Annotated in this window: 21 protein-coding genes; 14 read left to right on the top strand and 7 right to left on the bottom strand. The window is 71.5% G+C overall.

From position 1 onward, the window contains the following. The first annotated feature begins 72 nt into the window (after nt 1-72). Complete coding sequence (dnaE, locus tag OG737_RS06700) at nt 73-3,615, top strand: DNA polymerase III subunit alpha (protein ID WP_328925213.1); 3,543 nt, start codon at nt 73-75, stop codon at nt 3,613-3,615. 97 nt (nt 3,616-3,712) lie between these two features. Here the strand turns inward: dnaE and OG737_RS06695 are convergent, their stop codons facing one another. Further along, nucleotides 3,713-3,880, bottom strand: a complete 168-nt coding sequence (locus tag OG737_RS06695; protein WP_328925212.1) for a hypothetical protein — start codon at nt 3,878-3,880, stop codon at nt 3,713-3,715. 222 nt (nt 3,881-4,102) lie between these two features. Between OG737_RS06695 and OG737_RS06690 the strand changes: the two genes are divergently transcribed. From OG737_RS06690 to OG737_RS06675, 4 genes are read left to right on the top strand one after another with little or no spacing between them, the layout of a single operon-like run. Beyond that, nucleotides 4,103-5,398 carry an NYN domain-containing protein gene (locus OG737_RS06690; protein ID WP_405680052.1) on the top strand — a complete coding sequence of 432 codons (1,296 nt, stop codon included), beginning with the start codon at nt 4,103-4,105 and terminating at the stop codon, nt 5,396-5,398. Between the two features lie 28 nt (nt 5,399-5,426). Then, nucleotides 5,427-6,476, top strand: coding sequence for an ABC transporter ATP-binding protein (locus OG737_RS06685; protein ID WP_405680053.1), 1,050 nt, complete (start codon nt 5,427-5,429; stop codon nt 6,474-6,476). Then, nucleotides 6,473-7,288 (top strand): ABC transporter permease, encoded by an 816-nt coding sequence (locus tag OG737_RS06680; protein WP_405680054.1) that lies wholly within the window; start codon nt 6,473-6,475, stop codon nt 7,286-7,288. Before OG737_RS06685 ends, OG737_RS06680 begins: the two co-directional genes overlap by 4 nt. A gap of 34 nt (nt 7,289-7,322) precedes the next feature. After that, nucleotides 7,323-8,015: a hypothetical protein gene (locus tag OG737_RS06675; RefSeq protein WP_328925210.1), complete on the top strand. Its 693-nt coding sequence runs from the start codon at nt 7,323-7,325 to the stop codon at nt 8,013-8,015. 28 nt (nt 8,016-8,043) lie between these two features. Here OG737_RS06675 and ybaK read toward each other — a convergent pair whose 3' ends face one another. Genes ybaK through OG737_RS06660 form a run of 3 tightly spaced genes read right to left on the bottom strand, consistent with a single transcriptional unit; the run spans nt 8,044 to nt 10,931 of the window. Next, a complete protein-coding gene (gene ybaK / locus OG737_RS06670) occupies nt 8,044-8,532 on the bottom strand; it encodes a Cys-tRNA(Pro) deacylase (protein ID WP_405680055.1) in 489 nt (162 codons plus the stop codon). 3 nt (nt 8,533-8,535) lie between these two features. Beyond that, nucleotides 8,536-9,273: an LON peptidase substrate-binding domain-containing protein gene (locus tag OG737_RS06665; RefSeq protein WP_328925208.1), complete on the bottom strand. Its 738-nt coding sequence runs from the start codon at nt 9,271-9,273 to the stop codon at nt 8,536-8,538. A gap of 44 nt (nt 9,274-9,317) precedes the next feature. Further along, nucleotides 9,318-10,931 (bottom strand): oxidoreductase, encoded by a 1,614-nt coding sequence (locus OG737_RS06660; protein WP_328925207.1) that lies wholly within the window; start codon nt 10,929-10,931, stop codon nt 9,318-9,320. A gap of 124 nt (nt 10,932-11,055) precedes the next feature. Here OG737_RS06660 and hisD point away from each other — a divergent pair, with 124 nt between their 5' ends. From hisD to hisF, 8 genes are read left to right on the top strand one after another with little or no spacing between them, the layout of a single operon-like run. Beyond that, a complete protein-coding gene (gene hisD / locus OG737_RS06655; RefSeq protein ID WP_328925206.1) occupies nt 11,056-12,378 on the top strand; it encodes a histidinol dehydrogenase in 1,323 nt (440 codons plus the stop codon). Beyond that, nucleotides 12,375-13,481 carry a histidinol-phosphate transaminase gene (locus OG737_RS06650; protein WP_328925205.1) on the top strand — a complete coding sequence of 369 codons (1,107 nt, stop codon included), beginning with the start codon at nt 12,375-12,377 and terminating at the stop codon, nt 13,479-13,481. Before hisD ends, OG737_RS06650 begins: the two co-directional genes overlap by 4 nt. After that, the gene (gene hisB / locus OG737_RS06645; protein ID WP_326591415.1) at nt 13,478-14,071 is read left to right on the top strand and encodes an imidazoleglycerol-phosphate dehydratase HisB; all 594 of its coding nucleotides are present in this window, start codon (nt 13,478-13,480) and stop codon (nt 14,069-14,071) included. The genes OG737_RS06650 and hisB overlap by 4 nt, the downstream gene beginning before the upstream one ends. A gap of 2 nt (nt 14,072-14,073) precedes the next feature. Continuing rightward, nucleotides 14,074-14,241, top strand: coding sequence for a hypothetical protein (locus OG737_RS06640; protein WP_328925204.1), 168 nt, complete (start codon nt 14,074-14,076; stop codon nt 14,239-14,241). After that, on the top strand, nt 14,238-14,897 hold the full coding sequence (gene hisH, locus OG737_RS06635; RefSeq protein WP_328925203.1) for an imidazole glycerol phosphate synthase subunit HisH: 660 nt from the start codon (nt 14,238-14,240) through the stop codon (nt 14,895-14,897). Before OG737_RS06640 ends, hisH begins: the two co-directional genes overlap by 4 nt. Further along, entirely contained in the window at nt 14,897-15,625 is a 729-nt protein-coding gene (priA, locus tag OG737_RS06630; protein WP_328925202.1) for a bifunctional 1-(5-phosphoribosyl)-5-((5-phosphoribosylamino)methylideneamino)imidazole-4-carboxamide isomerase/phosphoribosylanthranilate isomerase PriA, read from the top strand. Before hisH ends, priA begins: the two co-directional genes overlap by 1 nt. Beyond that, a complete protein-coding gene (locus tag OG737_RS06625) occupies nt 15,622-16,008 on the top strand; it encodes a RidA family protein (RefSeq protein WP_328925201.1) in 387 nt (128 codons plus the stop codon). The genes priA and OG737_RS06625 overlap by 4 nt, the downstream gene beginning before the upstream one ends. Continuing rightward, nucleotides 16,005-16,760, top strand: a complete 756-nt coding sequence (hisF, locus tag OG737_RS06620; RefSeq protein ID WP_328925200.1) for an imidazole glycerol phosphate synthase subunit HisF — start codon at nt 16,005-16,007, stop codon at nt 16,758-16,760. Before OG737_RS06625 ends, hisF begins: the two co-directional genes overlap by 4 nt. 36 nt (nt 16,761-16,796) lie before the next feature. Here the strand turns inward: hisF and OG737_RS06615 are convergent, their stop codons facing one another. The 3 genes from OG737_RS06615 to OG737_RS06605 all read right to left on the bottom strand — a co-directional run bounded on the left by OG737_RS06615 (nt 16,797) and on the right by OG737_RS06605 (nt 18,522). Beyond that, nucleotides 16,797-17,147 (bottom strand): hypothetical protein, encoded by a 351-nt coding sequence (locus OG737_RS06615; protein WP_328925199.1) that lies wholly within the window; start codon nt 17,145-17,147, stop codon nt 16,797-16,799. Continuing rightward, complete coding sequence (locus tag OG737_RS06610) at nt 17,144-17,668, bottom strand: DUF6232 family protein (protein ID WP_328925198.1); 525 nt, start codon at nt 17,666-17,668, stop codon at nt 17,144-17,146. The genes OG737_RS06615 and OG737_RS06610 overlap by 4 nt, the downstream gene beginning before the upstream one ends. A 221-nt stretch (nt 17,669-17,889) precedes the next feature. Next, nucleotides 17,890-18,522 (bottom strand): TIGR03085 family metal-binding protein, encoded by a 633-nt coding sequence (locus OG737_RS06605; protein ID WP_328925197.1) that lies wholly within the window; start codon nt 18,520-18,522, stop codon nt 17,890-17,892. A gap of 92 nt (nt 18,523-18,614) precedes the next feature. Between OG737_RS06605 and hisI the strand changes: the two genes are divergently transcribed. Further along, the gene (hisI, locus tag OG737_RS06600; RefSeq protein ID WP_388554647.1) at nt 18,615-18,983 is read left to right on the top strand and encodes a phosphoribosyl-AMP cyclohydrolase; all 369 of its coding nucleotides are present in this window, start codon (nt 18,615-18,617) and stop codon (nt 18,981-18,983) included. Nucleotides 18,984-18,987 lie beyond the last annotated feature (4 nt).

Below are 18,987 nucleotides of genomic sequence, written 5' to 3'. Positions count from 1 at the left end.
CCCCGGATGTGTCACCCGGGAGACGTAGGATTCAGAGCTGCCGCCCCTCTCTCCCCCCGGAGGACTCCCACCGTGACCAAGCCGCCGTTCACGCACCTGCACGTCCACACCCAGTACTCGCTGCTGGACGGTGCCGCGCGGCTGAAGGACATGTTCAACGCGTGCAACGAGATGGGCATGACGCACATCGCCATGTCCGACCACGGCAACCTCCACGGGGCCTACGACTTCTTCCACACCGCCCAGAAGGCCGGGATCACGCCGATCATCGGCATCGAGGCGTACGTCGCCCCCGAGTCCCGGCGCAACAAGCGGCGCATCCAGTGGGGCCAGCCGCACCAGAAGCGGGACGACGTCTCCGGTTCCGGCGGTTACACCCACAAGACGATCTGGGCGTCGAACGCCACCGGTCTGCACAACATCTTCCGGCTGTCCTCCGACGCCTACGCCGAGGGCTGGCTCACGAAGTGGCCGCGGATGGACAAGGAGACCATCTCCAAGTGGTCCGAGGGCCTGATCGCCTCCACCGGCTGCCCGTCCGGCGAGGTGCAGACCAGGCTGCGGCTCGGCCAGTTCGACGAGGCCGTGCAGGCCGCCTCCGACTACAAGGACATCTTCGGCGAGGGGCGCTACTTCCTGGAGCTGATGGACCACGGCATCGAGATCGAGCGCCGGGTCCGCGACGGGCTGCTGGAGATCGGCAAGAAGCTCGGCATCCCGCCGCTCGTGACGAACGACTCGCACTACACGTACGCGAGCGAGGCCGGCGCCCACGACGCCCTGCTCTGCATCCAGACCGGCAAGAACCTCTCGGACCCGGACCGCTTCCGCTTCGACGGAACCGGCTACTACCTGAAGTCCACGGACGAGATGTACGCCATCGACTCCTCGGACGCCTGGCAGGAGGGCTGCGCCAACACGCGGCTGGTCGCGGACCAGATCGACACCGAGGGCATGTTCAAGTTCCGGAACCTGATGCCGAAGTTCGACATCCCGGACGGCTACACCGAGGTCACCTGGTTCCGCGAGGAGACCATGCGCGGCATGCACCGCCGCTACCCGGGAGGCATTCCGGACGACCGGATGAAGCAGGCCGAGTACGAGATGGACACGATCATCTCGATGGGCTTCCCCGGCTACTTCCTCGTGGTCGCCGACTTCATCATGTGGGCCAAGAACCAGGGCATCGCGGTCGGCCCGGGCCGAGGCTCCGCGGCCGGCTCGATCGTCGCGTACGCCATGGGCATCACCGACCTCGACCCGCTCACCCACGGCCTGATCTTCGAGCGCTTCCTGAACCCCGAGCGCGTCTCCATGCCCGATGTCGACATCGACTTCGACGAGCGTCGGCGCGTCGAGGTGATCCGGTACGTGACCGAGAAGTACGGCGCCGACAAGGTCGCCATGATCGGCACCTACGGCACGATCAAGGCCAAGAACGCGATCAAGGACTCGGCGCGCGTCCTGGGCTACCCGTACGCCATGGGCGACCGGCTCACCAAGGCGATGCCCGCCGACGTCCTCGGCAAGGGCATCCCGCTCTCCGGCATCCTCGACCCGCAGCACCCCCGCTACGGCGAGGCCGGCGAGATCCGCGGGATGTACGAGAACGAGCCGGACGTGAAGAAGGTCATCGACACCGCCCGCGGTGTGGAGGGCCTGGTCCGCCAGATGGGCGTGCACGCCGCCGGCGTGATCATGTCCAGCGAGACGATCACCGACCACGTACCCGTCTGGGTGCGGCACACCGACGGCGTCACCATCACCCAGTGGGACTACCCGAGCTGCGAGTCGCTCGGCCTGCTGAAGATGGACTTCCTGGGCCTGCGCAACCTCACGATCATGGACGACGCCGTCAAGATGGTGAAGGCCAACAAGGGGATCGACATCGATCTCCTGGCCCTGCCGCTCGACGACCCCAAGACCTTCGAACTGCTCGGCCGCGGTGACACCCTCGGCGTCTTCCAGTTCGACGGCGGCCCCATGCGCTCGCTGCTGCGCCTGATGAAGCCCGACAACTTCGAGGACATCTCCGCCGTCTCGGCCCTGTACCGGCCGGGCCCGATGGGCATGAACTCGCACACGAACTACGCCCTGCGCAAGAACAAGCAGCAGGAGATCACCCCGATCCACCCGGAGCTGGAGGAGCCCCTCGAAGAGGTGCTCGCGGTCACCTACGGTCTGATCGTCTACCAGGAGCAGGTGCAGAAGGCCGCCCAGATCATCGCCGGGTACTCGCTGGGCGAGGCCGACATCCTGCGCCGCGTGATGGGCAAGAAGAAGCCCGAGGAGCTGGCGAAGAACTTCGTCATCTTCCAGGAGGGCGCGAAGAAGAACGGCTACTCCGACAAGGCGATCCAGGCCCTGTGGGACGTGCTGGTCCCCTTCGCCGGCTACGCCTTCAACAAGGCCCACTCGGCCGCGTACGGCCTGGTCTCCTACTGGACCGCCTATCTCAAGGCGAACTTCCCGGCCGAGTACATGGCCGGCCTGCTCACCTCGGTCAAGGACGACAAGGACAAGTCCGCGATCTACCTGAACGAGTGCCGCCGGATGGGCATCAAGGTGCTCCCTCCGAACGTGAACGAGTCGGAGCCGAACTTCGCCGCCCAGGGCGACGACGTGATCCTCTTCGGCCTCACCGCGGTGCGCAACGTGGGCCAGAACGTCGTGGAGTCGATCATCAAGACCCGGAAGGGCAAGGGGAAGTACTCGACCTTCCCCGACTTCCTGGACAAGGTCGAGGCCGTCGTCTGCAACAAGCGGACCGTCGAGTCGCTGATCAAGGCCGGGGCCTTCGACGAGATGGGCCACACCCGCAAGGGCCTGGTCGCACACCACGAGTCGATGATCGACAACGTGGTCGCCGTGAAGCGCAAGGAGGCCGAGGGCCAGTTCGACCTGTTCGGCGGAATGGGCGACGAGGGCGCGAGCGACGAGCCGGGCTTCGGTCTCGACGTCGAATTCTCCGACGTCGAGTGGGAGAAGTCCTACCTGCTCGCCCAGGAGCGCGAGATGCTGGGTCTCTACGTCTCCGACCACCCGCTCTTCGGCCTGGAGCACGTCCTCTCCGACAAGACGGACGCCGGGATCTCCCAGCTGACCGGCGGTGAGCACTCGGACGGCGCCGTCGTCACCATCGGCGGCATCATCTCGGGCCTCCAGCGCAAGATGACCAAGCAGGGCAACGCCTGGGCCATCGCCACCGTCGAGGACCTCGCCGGCTCCATCGAGTGCATGTTCTTCCCCGCGACCTACCAGCTCGTCTCCACCCAGCTGGTCGAGGACACCGTCGTCTTCGTCAAGGGCCGCCTCGACAAGCGCGAGGACGTCCCCCGTCTGGTCGCCATGGAGATGATGGTCCCCGACCTCTCCTCGGCCGGCACCAACGCCCCCGTGGTCCTCACCATCCCCACCGTCAAGGTCACGCCGCCGATGGTGACCCGACTGGGGGAGATCCTGCGCCACCACAAGGGCAACACCGAGGTACGGATCAAGCTCCAGGGGCCGCGGACCACCACCGTGCTGCGCCTCGACCGCCACCGGGTGCAGCCCGACCCCGCCCTCTTCGGCGACCTCAAGGTGCTGCTCGGCCCGTCCTGCCTGGCCGGATAGGGCCGGACGAGGCAGGTAGGCGGGGTCGCACCGCGTACGGAAGGGCCTGCCCGGCGCCGCCGGGCAGGCCCTTTTCCGGTCACGGGACGCGAAGGCGTCAGTTGTGGCCGAACTTCTTCGTCTTGCTCTTGTGGGCCATGTCCATCGGACTCGGCGCCTGCGAGGTCGACTCGGGCGAGGATCCCGAGGAGCTCCGCGACGGGTCCGACGCGGACGAACGGGTCTGCTGCTGCTTCGGCTGCTTCTGCTGCTTGTTCTTGGCCATGGTGGAGCCTCCGTGAGGGTCTAGGGGCCAGGACCGCCTTCACACTCACACAACGCCAGAAACCGCGCATTTTGGATCATTACCGCGCGTAGTCGGAGTCCGTCCCCTTCCCGCCTGTGAGATCCGCCACGCCGATGATCGAGTTCCGGCCGTCAACACCCTTGCGGTCGGGCAGACTCGGGGAAAACCTATCGAGGACCCCCAGGGAAGAGGGTGGTACGCGTGGACCGCTGCGTCGTCCTGGTGGACGCCGGCTATCTGCTGGGCGCCGCCGCGAGCCTTCTCGCAGGAGAGCCCTCCCGATCCCGCATCACCGTCGACCACGCCGCCCTCATCCAGGGCCTGCGTGAGCGCGCCGAAGCGGATACCGAGCAGCCCCTGCTGCGCATCTACTGGTTCGACGGCGCACCCGACCGGGTGCCCCAGCCCGAGCACCGGCGGCTGCGCGTCATGCCCCGCGTCACCGTCCGGCTCGGCGCCCTGACCCGCAGCGACGGCCGCTGGGCGCAGAAGGGCGTCGACGCCGCCATGCACGCGGAACTCACCGAGCTGGCCCGCAACCGCGCCTGCTCCGACGTGGTCCTGGTGACCGGCGACGGAGACCTGCTGCCCGGCCTGATGTCCGCCAAGGAGCACGGGGTCGCCGTCCACCTGTGGGCCGTACAGGCCGCCGACGGGGACTACAACCAGTCCGAGGACCTCGTCGCGGAGGCCGACGAACGCCGCGTCCTCGACCGGGCCTGGATCACCCGGGCCGTCCGCGCCAAGGACCTCACCGGGCTGTGCTCCCCGCCGCCGGCCCCGCGCCCCGACATCGCCGCCATCCTCTCCGCCCCGCTGCCCGAGGCGGCGCTCGCCGAAGCCGCCCGCAACGGCTCCGCCGACGCCCGGGAGGACGAGGCCGACGGGGTCCCCGTACCCGCGCCCGCCACCCCCGGGGGCCGGGCCGTGCCCACGCCCAAGGACCTCGCCGGCTCGCTGCGCGCACCCGGGCAGCAGGCCGCGCCCGGCTCCAACGGGAGCCAGCCCCCCGCCGGCAGCGCCCTGCGCTGGTCCTCCGACAAGGGCTGGATCGACCGCGCCGGACCGCTCGGCGAACCCGCCGAGACCGCCTCGCTGCCCACCCTCGCCCAGCTCACCAGCGCCGAGCAGCGCTGGGCCGACCGGGAGGAGGACATCACCACCGTCGGCGGCGACCCGTTCGAGGTGGGACAGGTGTTCGCCCGGCGCTGGATGGAGCGGCTCCCGGAGACCGTCCACCTGCAAAAGCTGGCCACGATGTACCCGCGCATCCCGCACCGGATCGACGGGGAGCTGCTGCGCTACGCCGCCCGGTTCGGGCTGCTCGCGCACAAGGACGACCAGATCGACGAGCACGACCGGTACGCCATCCGCGCCGGGTTCTGGCGGGAGATCGACGTCCGGGCGGCCGCCGAACACGTGGCCGCCGTACCGGCCGCGGCGCCGGGATCACCGCCCCTGGGCGCGGCCGCGCCGTCGACCCCGGCGGCCGAGTAGGGGCGGGAGCCGCGTAGGCTGCTCCCTCGTGAGTACGGGCACAGCACAGGCAGGACCCCGCGGGACGCCGGAGTCGTCGGCGACAGCGGCAGCGGCCTCCGACGTCGTCTGCGCCGTGCGTGACCTGGTCAAGACGTATCCCGCCGTACGGGGCCGGCGCGGGGCTCCGGCCCTGCCCGAGACCCGTGCCAACGACGGCGTGTCCCTGGACGTCCGGCGCGGCGAGATCTTCGGTCTGCTCGGCCCCAACGGCGCCGGCAAGTCCACCCTGGTCCGCCAGCTCACCGGGCTGATGCGCCCCGACGCGGGCAGCGTGACCCTGCTCGGCCACGACCTCGTACGCCACCCCGGGCGTGCGGCGCGGCTGCTCGCCTACCTGGGGCAGGAGTCCACCGCGCTGGACGAGCTCACCGTGTCGCTGGCCGCCGAGACCACCGGCCGGCTGCGCGGGCTCGACGCGCGGGCGGCGCGGGCGGCGCGCGACGCCGTACTGGAGGAGCTCGGGCTGACCGCCATCGCCGGGCGGCCCCTGAAGAAACTTTCCGGCGGACAGCGGCGCCTGGCCTGCTTCGCCGCCGCGCTGGTGGGGGAGCGGCCGGTACTGGTCCTCGACGAGCCGACCACCGGCATGGACCCGGTGGCCCGCCGCGCGGTGTGGTCCGCCGTGGACCGGCGGCGCGAGCGGCACGGCGCCACCGTCCTGCTCGTCACCCACAACGTCATCGAGGCCGAGACGGTCCTCGACCGCGTCGCCGTCATCGACCAGGGCAAGGTCATCGCCTGCGACACCCCGGCCGGACTGAAGGCCAAGGTCTCGGGCGAGGTCCGGCTGGAGCTGGTGTGGCGGTCCGCCCCGCCGCTGGAGGTGCCCGAGGTCGCGGCGCTCGCCCCGCTGGCCACCGAGTCCGGGCGCCGCTGGGTGCTGCGGCTGCCGCCCGAGGAGGCGCGCGCCGCGGTGGCCGCCGTCACCGGGGGGCCGGCCTTCGCCGCCCTCGACGATTTCACGCTGGCGACGCCGAGCCTGGAGGACGTCTACCTGGCGCTGGGCGGGCGGATGAAGGGTCTGGTCAAGTCGTGACTACCGCTGCCGTGGGCACCGCGGGTGCCGTGGACGCCACGGGCTCCGCATGTGCTCCCGCCGAGCTGGCTCCGAAGGCGCGGTTCTTCCCCGCGCTGGCCGCCGTGTACCGGGCGCAGCTGTCCCGGGCCCGGGTGGCGCGGATCCCGCTGCTGTTCGTGGCCACCTTCCAGTCCGTCGGGATCATGATCCTGATGCGGGGCGTGGTGGACGGGGGCTCCGAGGCCCGGGCCGTCGTGGCCGGCTCCTCCGTCCTCGTCGTGGCCTTCGTCGCGCTGAACCTGCTCGCGCAGTACTTCGGGCAGCTGCGGGCGGGCGGCGGCCTCGACCACTACGCCACCCTGCCGGTGCCGCCCGCGTCGGTGGTGCTGGGCGCGGCCTCCGCGTACGCCTCCTTCACGCTGCCGGGGACCCTGGTCACCGCCGTCTTCGGGTCCGTGCTCTTCGGGCTGCCGATGGGCGGGCTGTGGATCCTGGCCGCGGTGGTGCCGCTCGCCGGGGCCGCGCTGGCCGGACTCGGCGCGGCGCTGGGGCTGCTGGCGCCGCGACAGGAGCTGGCCACGCTGGCCGGGCAGCTCGGCATGTCGGCGGCGCTGCTGCTGGGAGTGCTGCCGCCCGAGCGGATGCCGGAGGTGATCGTGTGGGCGCGGGACCTGCTGCCCTCCACCTACGGGGTGGAGGCGTTCGCGCGGACCTTCGCCCCGGATCCGGACTGGTCCGCGGTCGCCTTCGACCTCGGCGTGTGCGGGGCCGTCGGGGTCCTGTCGCTGGCCGTCGCCACGTGGGCGTACCGGCGGGCGGCGGTCCGCTGACGCCGACGGCGGACGCACCTGGCACGATGTGGGGGTGACCGAAGCCGTGACCCCGCCGTCTCCTTTCGACCCGCCCTCGCTCCCGCCCGAGAAGCCGGGGGCCGCCGACGCGGCCATCACCCCGCAGGACATCCGGGACGGGGCCGTCGTCGCCCTGGCGGTCGGGGTGGCGGGCCTGCTCCTCGGACTGCTGTGGATGTGGCTGGCGCCGCGGGTGCAGTACGTCTCCAACGGGGAGGCGGTGTTCCTGCGCAACAGCGAGAGCGAGGCGCGGATCGGGGCCGACGGGACCTTCTTCCTGCTGTCCGTGGGGCTGGGCGTCCTGAGTGCCGTCGGTGTCTTCCTGTGGCGCCGGGCCGGCGGTGTGCCGCTGGTGATCGGGCTCGGGCTCGGGTCCCTCTTCGCCGCGCTGGTGGGGTGGCGGTTCGGGCTGTGGCTGGGGCCGTCCTCGGACCTGCTGGCCGCCGCGCTGAAGGCGGGGAAGGGCGTCCCGTTCGACGCGCCGCTGCAGATGCTGGCACACGGGGTGCTGCTGGTCTGGCCGATGACGGCCGTCCTGGTGCACCTGGGCCTGACCGCCCTCTGGTCCCCGCGGGACCCGGACCCGGAGCCCGCCTGGGCCGTCTACCCGCCGCCGCACGTCCACGCCGACCCGCAGGCTCCCGACCCGCAGGCCCCGAACCCGCCGGCTCCCGATCCGCAGGCCCCGAACCCGCCGCGCACCTGACCCGCCGCGCCCCCGGGCTCCGCGGACGCTACGGGCGGGCGATGGGGGCCAGCGTGGCCCCGGTCAAGGCGGTCAGGGCCGACGGGGAGAGCTCGACCTCCAGGCCGCGGCGGCCCGCCGAGCAGCAGATGGTCGGGTGGTTGCGGGCCGAGGCGTCGATCACCGTGCGCAGGCGCTTGCGCTGGCCGAGCGGGGAGATGCCGCCCAGGACGTAGCCCGTCGTGCGCTCCGCCAGTGCGGGATCGGCCATCACCGCCCGCTTGCCGCCCACCGCCGAGGCGAGGGCCTTCAGGTCCAGCGAGCCCGAGACCGGGACCACCGCCACCGTCAGGACTCCGTCCACCTCCGCGACGAGCGTCTTGAAGACCCGGTCGGGCGAGACGCCCATCGCCGAGGCGGCTTCCTCGCCGTACGAGGGATGCGCCGGGTCGTGTTCGTAGGCGTGCGTGGTGAACTCGGCGCCCGCCGCGGTGAGGGCCACGATCGCCGGGGTCCCGGCCGGTTTCTTTTTCGCCATCGGTCAGTTCGGGCTCGTCGGGGTACGGGTCAGGTCCACCGCGGGCAGCGAGGGGAGGTGGCGGATCACCGCGGTCTCCGCGCGCAGCAGCTTCAGCTCCTCCGCCAGGCGGGTCGCCGTGTCCGGGGCCTGGAGCAGCCGCTGCTTCGCCGGGATGTCCAGCACCGCCGCCGCTGCCACCAGGTACGAGACCACCGACGGCTCGTCGGGGAGTTCCGCGCCGGTCAGGGACCGCTCGCGGGCTCCGGCCAGCCGCTTCTGGTAGGTGCGGAAAGCCCGCAGCACCCCTTCGGCCAGGGCCCCGGCGCCCTCGCCCGCCTCCTCCGGGAGCTCTTCCAGCTCCGCGGTGAGGAAGGGGCCCGAGGCGTCGACCGAGATCAGCCGGACCCGTGAGGTGCCCGTCGCGAGGACCTCGTAGCTGCCGTCCTCCCGCTCCCGGATCGTCGCCGCGTCCGCGATGCAGCCCACGCGGTGGAAGGCCTGGACCGGGTCCGGGCCGAAGCCCGCGGCGGGGCCGCGCTCGGGCAGGGCCGTCTGGTCGGGCAGGCCGGGCGCGGTCGGGGCGACCTCGCGGCCGTCGCGGATGGCGACGACCGCGAAACGGCGCGGCTCGTCCTCGCTCGTCTTCAGCAGCTCGCGCATCATGGCGCGATAACGCTCCTCGAAGATGTTCAGCGGGAGGACGAGTCCCGGGAACAGCACCGAGTTCAGGGGAAAGAGGGGCAGACGAACGGTGGTCACGAGGCACAGGGTAATGGCCGAGGGCCGACCCGCCCTATCCCCCGTCACCCCCGCCGCAGCAGCCTTGAGGCGCCCGCCGCCACCGTGGTGGCCAGGATCCATCCCAGCAGGACCAGCGCCGCCGCCGCCCACTGCCAGCCGCCCTCCACCTTCCACTGGCCCTGCTGGCCCAGGTCGATCACCGGGAGCAGGAGGTCCAGGGCGTACAGGGCGGCATCCCACGTCGGATGTTCGTCCGCCTTGATCGGGGGCGGCTGGTGCCGGGAGAACAGCAGTGCGCCCGCCGCCCACAGGACCAGCATCCACAGCGCGGCCCGGCCCGGGCGGTACCCGTAGACCACCGTCCAGTCCTGGACGTAGCCCCAGGCCTTGGCCGCGGGAGGCAGGGTGGCCCGGCGGCGGCGCTGCTTGGCCAGCAGCACCTCGCGGGCGTCCGCGTCCTCACCGCTGGCCCGCAGTACGGCGGCCAGCCGCTCGTACGGCTCCGGCGAGTACTCGGGCGTGGCCGCCTCCACCCACGCCAGCCGGCGGGCGAGGGGGAAGTGGCCCCGGGGGGCGAGGTTCTCGTAGACGAAGCCCTCGATCGACACCCCGCCCGGCCCCGGCCAGCTGGTGGAGGTGTCGACGAGCTTGACCACCTTGGACCCCGACACCACGACCCGGCCGTGCTCCGGCCGCTCGCCGACGAAGCGGAACTCGGGGGTCTGGATCCGGCGCAGGGATATCTCCTGCTCGTCGGTGAGCACGAAGCGCGCCCCGTAGAAGTCGATGGCGTCACCGAAGCGGCCGTCGTCCATCCGCAGCCCGCCCCGGCACTCGAAGCGCTGCGAGGGCTGACCGCGCGTCGGCGTCAGCCCCAGTCCGTACGGGGGAGTGGAGGAGTTCGACCCGGGGACGTAGTCCAGGGCGATCGAGGTCAGGTACAGGGTCCGCTCGACGGTCAGCTGCGGCGCGTTCAGCGCGTACCGCCCGTTCGGGTTGCGCAGGCGGGCCCCGCGCAGGTTCATCGACACGCCGACCTTCGCGCCGCGCAGGCTCACCTCGCCGTACGTCTCCAGCAGCTCGCCCTGGAAGTCCTGCGCCACCGACATCCCGTCGGCGGCGATCGCCCGGCCCTTGGAGTCCTTCTGCACCACTGCCTGGCTGATCAGCAGGTCGGTGCCGATCTGCGCGTCGGTCAGCCGGACGCCACGGGCCACCCGGCAGCGCGGCATGTGCAGATCGCCCTCGGTGTGCAGGCGGGCCGCCTCCAGCCGGGGGATCGCGCAGTTCACCAGGCGCAGGGTGCCGAAACGGGCCTCGGACAGCTGGATCTCGCTGTCGAAGCTGCAGGACTGCAGCTCCACGTACGGGCTCACCGTGCCCCCGGACAGGTCGAGCCGCCCGGTGATCCGTACGCCGCGCAGCTTCAGCGAGGCCACCCGGCCCGGCACCGGCGGCGGCCCGTGGAGCAGTAGCAGCGCCACCACCCGGGCACGCACGCTGCGCTCGGGGCCCCAGACGTGCCGACCGTGCGGATCGTCCCGGTCGGCGGCGCGGACGCTCAGGTCGCAGATGCTGCCCGTGCGGTACGCGGTCCACATGCGGCGCTCGGAGGCGGAGAGGTCGGCCGGCTCCTCGCCCACCAGTGCCTCGGTACCCGCGCGTGCCTCGGTCATGGCGGCCCCCCTCCGCTGTCATTACGTGTAGATCCAAGCTAACGGGCGCCTGTGACATCCGGGGCGTGTATCAGCCAGTGATACGGGCGAACGGTGGCACGAGACGGTCTGAGAGAATTGGGGGGTGATCTCTCGTATCGACCTGCGCGGTGACGCCCTCCCCGAGGGCGGCGCCCTGCGCGATCTGCTGCCCCGTGCCGAGTTCGACGTAGAAGCTGCCCTGGACAAGGTGCGGCCCATCTGCGAGGACGTCCATCATCGTGGCACGGCGGCGCTGATCGAGTACGCGCAGAAGTTCGACGGGGTGACGCTGGAGCAGGTCAGGGTGCCTGCCGAGGCGCTCAAGACCGCCCTCGACGAGCTCGACCCGGCCGTCCGCGCCGCCCTGGAGGAGTCGATCCGGCGCGCCCGGATCGTGCACCGGAACCAGCGCCGCACCGAGCACACCACCCAGGTGGTCCCCGGCGGCACGGTGACCGAGAAGTGGGTTCCGGTGGAGCGCGTGGGGCTGTACGCCCCGGGCGGCCGCTCGGTCTACCCGTCCTCCGTCGTGATGAACGTCGTACCGGCGCAGGAGGCGGGCGTCGAGTCGATCGCGCTGGCCTCCCCGCCGCAGAAGGAGTTCGGCGGCCTGCCGCACCCGACGATCCTCGCCGCGTGCGCGCTGCTCGGCGTGGACGAGGTGTACGCGGCGGGCGGCGCCGTGGCCGTCGCGATGTTCGCGTACGGCACGGAGGACTGCCTGCCCGTCAACATGGTGACCGGCCCGGGCAACATCTGGGTCGCCGCCGCGAAGCGCTACTTCACCGGGAAGATCGGCATCGACACCGAGGCCGGCCCGACCGAGATCGCGGTCCTCGCCGACTCCACCGCCGACCCGGTACACGTGGCCGCCGACCTGATCAGCCAGGCCGAGCACGACCCGCTGGCCGCAGCCGTCCTCGTCACGGACTCCGCCGAGCTCGCGGACGCCGTCGAGCGCGAGCTGGAGCCGCAGGTCGCGGCCTCCAAGCACGTCCACGACCGGATCAAGCCGGCCCTCGCGGGCAAGCAGTCCGCGATCGTGCTGGTCGACAGCCTGGAGGACGGCCTCAAGGTCGTCGACGCGTACGGCGCCGAGCACCTGGAGATCCAGACGGCCGACGCCGCCGCCTGGGCCGCCCGCGTACGCAACGCCGGCGCGATCTTCGTCGGCCCGTGGTCCCCGGTCTCGCTCGGCGACTACTGCGCCGGGTCGAACCACGTGCTGCCCACCGGCGGCTGCGCCTGCCACTCCTCCGGCCTGTCCGTGCAGTCCTTCCTGCGCGGCATCCACATCGTCGACTACACCCGCGACGCCCTCGCCGAGGTCACCCACCACGTGGTGACGCTGGCCGAGGCCGAGGACCTGCCCGCGCACGGCGCCGCCCTGAAGGCGCGCTTCGGATGGAAGGTCCCCCAGGCGTGACCGGAATCGACGACCTCCCCATCCGGGACGAGCTGCGCGGCAAGACCCCGTACGGCGCCCCCCAGCTCGACGTACCCGTCCAGCTGAACACCAACGAGAACCCGTACGAGCTGCCCGAGGAGCTGGTCCGGCGCATCGCCGAGCGCGTCGCCGACGCCGCCCGCACCCTCAACCGCTACCCCGACCGGGACGCGGTCGAGCTGCGCACCCAGCTGGCCGCCTACCTCACCCGTACGGCCAAGCACCCGGTCGCGCGGGAGAACGTATGGGCCGCCAACGGCTCCAACGAGGTCATCCAGCAGCTGCTGCAGACCTTCGGCGGGCCCGGCCGCACCGCGATCGGCTTCGAGCCCTCGTACTCGATGCACGCGCTGATCTCCCGCGGCACCGGCACCGGCTGGATCTCCGGCCCGCGCCGGGACGACTTCACGATCGACGTGGAGGCGGCGGAGCAGGCGATCGCCGAGAACGCCCCCGACGTCGTCTTCATCACCTCGCCCAACAACCCCACGGGCACGGCGGTCGGGGCCGAGACGGTCCTCGCCCTGTACGAGGCCGCGCAGGCGGCCAAGCCGTCCCTGGTCATCGTGGACGAGGCGTACGTGGAGTTCAGCCACCGCGACTCGCTGCTGCCCCTCATCGAGGGCCGCCCGAACCTGGTGGTCTCCCGGACCATGTCCAAGGCCTTCGGCGCCGCCGGACTGCGCCTGGGATACCTGGCCGCGCACCCCGCCGTCGTCGACGCCGTCCAGCTGGTGCGCCTGCCGTACCACCTGTCGGCCGTCACCCAGGCGACCGCGCTGGCCGCCCTGGAGCACACCGACACCCTGCTCGGCTACGTCGAACAGCTCAAGGCCGAGCGGGACCGGCTGGTCGTCGAACTGCGGGCCATCGGCTACGAGGTCACCGAGTCCGACGCGAACTTCATCCAGTTCGGCAGGTTCGAGGACTCCCACACCGCCTGGCAGAAGATCCTCGACCAGGGTGTCCTGGTCCGGGACAACGGCGTACCGGGCTGGCTGCGGGTCACCGCGGGCACCCCGGCCGAGAACGACGCGTTCCTGGAAGCGGTTCGCGCACTGAAGAAGGAGCAGCACGCATGAGCCGCATCGGACGGGTCGAACGGACCACGAAGGAGACCTCGGTCGTCGTCGAGATAAACCTCGACGGCACCGGCCAGGTCGACGTCTCGACGGGCGTGGGCTTCTACGACCACATGCTCGACCAGCTCGGCCGCCACGGCCTCTTCGACCTGACCGTCAAGACCGACGGCGACCTGCACATCGACACCCACCACACCATCGAGGACACCGCCCTCGCGCTCGGCGCCGCCTTCAAGCAGGCCCTGGGCGACAAGGTGGGCATCTACCGCTTCGGCAACTGCACCGTGCCGCTCGACGAGTCCCTCGCCCAGGTCACCGTCGACCTGTCCGGCCGCCCCTACCTCGTGCACACCGAGCCCGAGAACATGGCGCCGATGATCGGCACCTACGACACGACGATGACCCGGCACATCTTCGAGTCCTTCGTCGCGCAGGCCCAGATCGCCCTGCACATCCACGTCCCGTACGGCCGCAACGCCCACCACATCGTGGAGTGCCAGTTCAAGGCGCTCGCGCGCGCCCTGCGCTACGCGGCCGAGTTCGACCCGCGCGCGGCCGGCATCCTGCCCTCCACGAAGGGCGCCCTCTAACCGTGAACGGGCTCAACACGATCCTGATCGTCCTCGGCCTGTTCCTGGCCGGAGGTGTCTACTCCTTCCAGAAGCAGCAGATGCCCAGGTCGGTCGTCTTCCTGCTCGCCATCGCCTCGGCGATGTGTCTGGCCGCCGGGGTCCTGCGAATCCAAGGAATCTGGGCATGAGCACTGCCGCAACCACCCGTCCCACCAAGACCGTCGTCGTCTTCGACTACGGCTTCGGCAACGTCCGGTCCGCCGAGCGCGCCCTGGCGCGCGTCGGCGCCGACGTCGAGATCACCCGCGACTACGACAAGGCCATGGACGCCGACGGACTCCTCGTCCCCGGCGTCGGCGCCTTCTCCGCCTGCATGCAGGGCCTCAAGGACGCCCGCGGCGACTGGATCATCGGCCGCCGGCTCTCCGGCGGCCGCCCGGTCATGGGCATCTGCGTCGGCATGCAGATCCTCTTCGAGCGCGGCATCGAGCACGGCGTCGAGACCGAGGGCCTCGACGAGTGGCCCGGCACGGTCGGCCCGCTGAGGGCCCCGATCGTCCCCCACATGGGCTGGAACACCGTCGAGGCCCCGGCCGACAGCCAGGCCTTCGTCGGCCTGGACGCCGACGCCCGGTTCTACTTCGTGCACTCCTACGCGGCGCGCGAGTGGACCCTGGAGGTCACCAACCCGGCGATCCGCGCCCCCCGCGTCACGTGGGCCACCCACGGTGAGCCGTTCGTCGCGGCGGTGGAGAACGGCGCCCTGTGGGCGACCCAGTTCCACCCCGAGAAGTCCGGCGACGCCGGAGCCCAGCTCCTCACCAACTGGATCGAGACCCTCTGATGCACAAGACGCTTGAGCTCCTCCCCGCGGTCGACGTCCGCGACGGACAGGCCGTCCGCCTCGTGCACGGGGTGTCCGGCAGCGAGACCTCCTACGGCTCCCCGCTGGAGGCGGCCCTCGCCTGGCAGCGCTCCGGCGCCGAGTGGCTGCACCTGGTCGACCTGGACGCCGCCTTCGGCACCGGCGACAACCGCGCCCTGGTCGCCGGGATCACCGCCGCCATGGACATCAAGGTCGAGCTGTCCGGCGGCATCCGCGACGACGCCTCGCTCGCCGCGGCCCTCGCCACCGGCTGTACCCGCGTCAACCTCGGCACCGCCGCCCTGGAGACCCCCGAGTGGGCCGCCAAGGCGATCGCCGAGCACGGCGACAAGATCGCGATCGGCCTCGACGTCCGCGGCACCACCCTCAAGGGCCGCGGCTGGACCAGCGAGGGCGGCGACCTGTACGAGACCCTCGCCCGCCTGGACTCCGAGGGCTGCGCCCGGTACGTCGTGACCGACATCGGCAGGGACGGCACGCTGACCGGCCCCAACCTGGAGCTGCTGAAGAACGTCTGCGCCGCCACCGACCGGCCCGTCGTGGCCTCCGGCGGCATCTCCTCCCTGGACGACCTGCGGGCGCTGGCCGAGCTGGTCCCGCTGGGCGTCGAGGGCGCGATCGTCGGGAAGGCCCTGTACGCCAAGGCCTTCACGCTGGAAGAAGCCCTGAAGGTGGTCTCCGCATGAGCAGCACTTCCGATGTGCGCCGCATCTCCTCCGGTGGCGCCTACGAGGATGTCATCGGCTACTCCCGCGCCGTCCAGCTCCCGAACGGCCTCGTCCTGGTCTCCGGCTGCACCGCGGCCGACGCCAACGGCCCGTACGACCAGGCCGTCGCCGCCTTCGGCGTCGCCTTCAAGGCCCTCGCCCAGGCCGGTCTCGGCCCGGAGCAGGTGGTCCGCACCCGGATGTACCTCACCCACGCCCGGGACGTGGACGAGGTGGGCCGCGCCCACAAGGAACTGTTCGACGCGGTCCGCCCCGCCGCATCAATGATCATCGTCTCCGGCTTCGTCGACCCCAGCATGGTCGTCGAGGTCGAGGTGGAAGCGTACGGAGGTGCGGCATGACCCTCGCCGTACGGGTGATCCCCTGCCTGGACGTGGACAACGGCCGGGTCGTCAAGGGCGTCAACTTCCAGAACCTGCGCGACGCCGGCGACCCGGTGGAGATGGCCAAGCTGTACGACGCCGAGGGCGCCGACGAGCTGACCTTCCTCGACATCACCGCGTCCTCCGGGAACCGGGAGACCACCTACGACGTGGTGCGCCGCACCGCCGAGCAGGTCTTCATCCCGCTGACCGTCGGCGGCGGCGTGCGCGCCGCCGACGACGTGGACAAGCTGCTGCGGGCCGGAGCGGACAAGGTGGGCGTGAACACCGCCGCCATCGCCCGCCCCGAGCTCATCCAGGAGATCGCCGAGCGCTTCGGCCGCCAGGTCCTCGTCCTGTCGGTCGACGCCCGCCGGACCGCGTCGGGCTCCTTCGAGGTCACCACCCACGGCGGCCGCCGGGGCACCGGCATCGACGCCGTCGAGTGGGCCCACCGGGCGGCCGAACTGGGCGCCGGGGAGATCCTGCTGAATTCGATGGACGCCGACGGCACCAAGGACGGGTACGACACCGAGATGATCGCGGCGGTGCGGGGGCACGTCACGGTCCCGGTGATCGCCTCGGGCGGCGCCGGCAAGCTGGAGCACTTCCCGCCGGCGATCGCGGCCGGCGCCGACGCGGTGCTCGCGGCCTCGGTGTTCCACTTCGGCGACCTGCGGATCTCCGAGGTCAAGGCCACGCTCCGGGAGGCGGGTCACCCGGTCCGCTGAGACCGGACGGGCCCGGCCTGTGGCCGGGCCCGCACCTCATCCCGCACCCAGCAGCCGAAGGATCGCCTGGACCGCGTCGACGACCGGCTGGGCGAGCGGGCCGATCACCGCCGCGACGCCGGCCACGGTCATCAGGGCGCCGTGGCGCTCCTGCGGGGTGCTGCCGGCGGAGGAGATCGTGCGCAGGGAGCCGTCGACGGTCTCTACGGCGGCGGGCGGGAGCTGGCCGCGCACCTCTTCGAGCAGCCGGATCAGCTCGGCGATGGCCTCCCGCTGGTCGGCGGGCAGCTGCGGGGCGACGGCCGGGAACTGGTTCTTCACGATTCCGGTGTTGCCGCTTCCCTGGTTCATGTTGACGATGTCGCCGTAGTGGTTGCCACCGGTCATTTCTTCACGACCCCCGTGTTCCCGATGCCGCCGTACATGTTCACGGTGTCGCCGAGGTGGTAGTTGCTCGGATTGATGCTCAGACGTTCGACGCGTACGGCGAACTCGGTCTCCGGGTGCTCGATGGCGTGGACGATCTGCCGGACCAGCTGCCGCAGCTGCTCCTTGTCGGGCAGCGTCACCAGGGCGGTGGAGGGGCCCGACGTCTCCACGGACAGAACGTGCCGGGACGGCGCGGCCAGCTGGGTGACCAGCCGGACGAGGAGGATGACCGCCATGATGGCGCCGAGGGTCCACAGGCTGTCCGCGGCGTTGCCCGAGCGGTAGTCCGAGCTGCTGGACGACCCCGCGTCCGCAGAGGCGACCTGGAGCACGATGATCAGCGCTGCCGTGGCACCGAGCCACTTCAGGAACTGGAGGAAGGCTTCCCCGCGGTCGGGCTTGATCTGGAAGGTGCGCACCCGGACGACGTTGTGCAGCGGATAGGCCGCGCCGTCCACCCACAGCAGCCGTTTGCCCACCCGCAGCTCCACACCGGGCTCGGATGCTCTGGGCGGTGGCGCAGGCGGTGGCGCCGCCGGTGGCCGGGGCGGTAACGGTGGCGGTGGGACCGGGCCGGATTCCATGATTTCCCCCGTGCGTTGTCGACGATGTGACCGCGCGAGGCTTCATTAAGCTCGCCCGATGTCACAAGGGCAAGGGAATGTTCACGCCAAGTGCACCCGCCCCGACGCCAGGCTTCCTAGATGCCCAGTCGTGCCCTCGTCAGCATCGCGACGGCCTCCTTGTCACCGTCCAGGTTCACCGCGGCAGCGTCCTGGCGGCCGAAGCAGAACAGGGTCAGCTCGCCCGGCTCTCCCGTCACGGTCACCACGGGCACGCCTTTGTGCGCCACCGCCGTACGGCCGTCGGGCCGCCGCAGGACCAGGCCCACCGGCGAGCGTCGGCCCGTCAGCCGGGCCAGCCTCTCCAGCCGGGTCCACAGGGAGTCCGCGAACACGGGGTCCAGCTCCCGCGGCGACCAGTCCGGCTGGGCCCGCCGGACGTCCTCCGCGTGGACGAAGAACTCCACCGCGTTCGCCGCCTCGTCGATCGGCTTCAGGGCGTACACCGACAGCTTCGGCGGCCCGGTCCGGATCAGCTGGATGAGCTCCTCGTACGGCTTGGCCGTGTACTCCTCCATCGCCTTGTCCAGCCGCGCCTTGAGCACATTCAGCAGCAGGCCCCCCGCCGCGTCCGGCCGGCGCTCCCGGACGACCACGTGCGCCGCCAGCTCCCGGCAGCTCCAGCCGTCGCACAGCGTCGGCGCCTCCGGCCCGGCCGCCTCCAACAGGTCGGCCAGCAGCAGTCGTTCGCGCTTCGCATGGGTAGACATACGGGTCAGCCTACGGCCGGATACCGCCGCGCGCCTGCCCATCAGGCGGACAGAGATCCTTAACAGGCATTCCGGCCCGGCACAATGGCGGCATGAGTACGTCCCCCCGCCCCGGCAACCTCGATCCCGCCGTCGCCGCGCGCCTCAAGCGCTCCGCCGACGGCCTGGTACCGGCCATCGCCCAGCAGTACGACACCGGTGAGGTGCTCATGCTCGGATGGATGGACGACGAGGCCCTGCACCGCACCCTGACCACCGGCCGCTGTACCTACTGGTCCCGCAGCCGCCAGGAGTACTGGGTGAAGGGGGATACTTCCGGCCACTTCCAGCACGTGAAGTCCGTCGCCCTCGACTGTGATGCCGACACCGTGCTCGTCAAGGTCGACCAGGTCGGAGCCGCCTGCCACACCGGCGCCCGCACCTGCTTCGACGACGATGTCCTCCTCCGCGACGCCGACTAGACAG

The organism is Streptomyces sp. NBC_00122 (assembly GCF_045160845.1).
Classification (GTDB): domain Bacteria; phylum Actinomycetota; class Actinomycetes; order Streptomycetales; family Streptomycetaceae; genus Streptomyces.
This window is presented reverse-complemented; position numbering and strand designations above follow the sequence as displayed.

What these genes read in the sequence shown, in the direction of transcription:
- OG737_RS06695 (WP_328925212.1), bottom strand. Translation starts at nt 3,880, where the DNA reads ATGGCCAAGAACAAGCAGCAGAAGCAGCCGAAGCAGCAGCAGACCCGT.
- ybaK (WP_405680055.1), bottom strand. Translation starts at nt 8,532, where the DNA reads ATGGCGAAAAAGAAACCGGCCGGGACCCCGGCGATCGTGGCCCTCACC.
- OG737_RS06660 (WP_328925207.1), bottom strand. Translation starts at nt 10,931, where the DNA reads ATGACCGAGGCACGCGCGGGTACCGAGGCACTGGTGGGCGAGGAGCCG.
- hisB (WP_326591415.1), top strand. Translation starts at nt 13,478, where the DNA reads ATGAGCCGCATCGGACGGGTCGAACGGACCACGAAGGAGACCTCGGTC.
- hisH (WP_328925203.1), top strand. Translation starts at nt 14,238, where the DNA reads ATGAGCACTGCCGCAACCACCCGTCCCACCAAGACCGTCGTCGTCTTC.
- priA (WP_328925202.1), top strand. Translation starts at nt 14,897, where the DNA reads ATGCACAAGACGCTTGAGCTCCTCCCCGCGGTCGACGTCCGCGACGGA.
- OG737_RS06625 (WP_328925201.1), top strand. Translation starts at nt 15,622, where the DNA reads ATGAGCAGCACTTCCGATGTGCGCCGCATCTCCTCCGGTGGCGCCTAC.
- hisF (WP_328925200.1), top strand. Translation starts at nt 16,005, where the DNA reads ATGACCCTCGCCGTACGGGTGATCCCCTGCCTGGACGTGGACAACGGC.
- OG737_RS06615 (WP_328925199.1), bottom strand. Translation starts at nt 17,147, where the DNA reads ATGACCGGTGGCAACCACTACGGCGACATCGTCAACATGAACCAGGGA.
- OG737_RS06605 (WP_328925197.1), bottom strand. Translation starts at nt 18,522, where the DNA reads ATGTCTACCCATGCGAAGCGCGAACGACTGCTGCTGGCCGACCTGTTG.
- hisI (WP_388554647.1), top strand. Translation starts at nt 18,615, where the DNA reads ATGAGTACGTCCCCCCGCCCCGGCAACCTCGATCCCGCCGTCGCCGCG.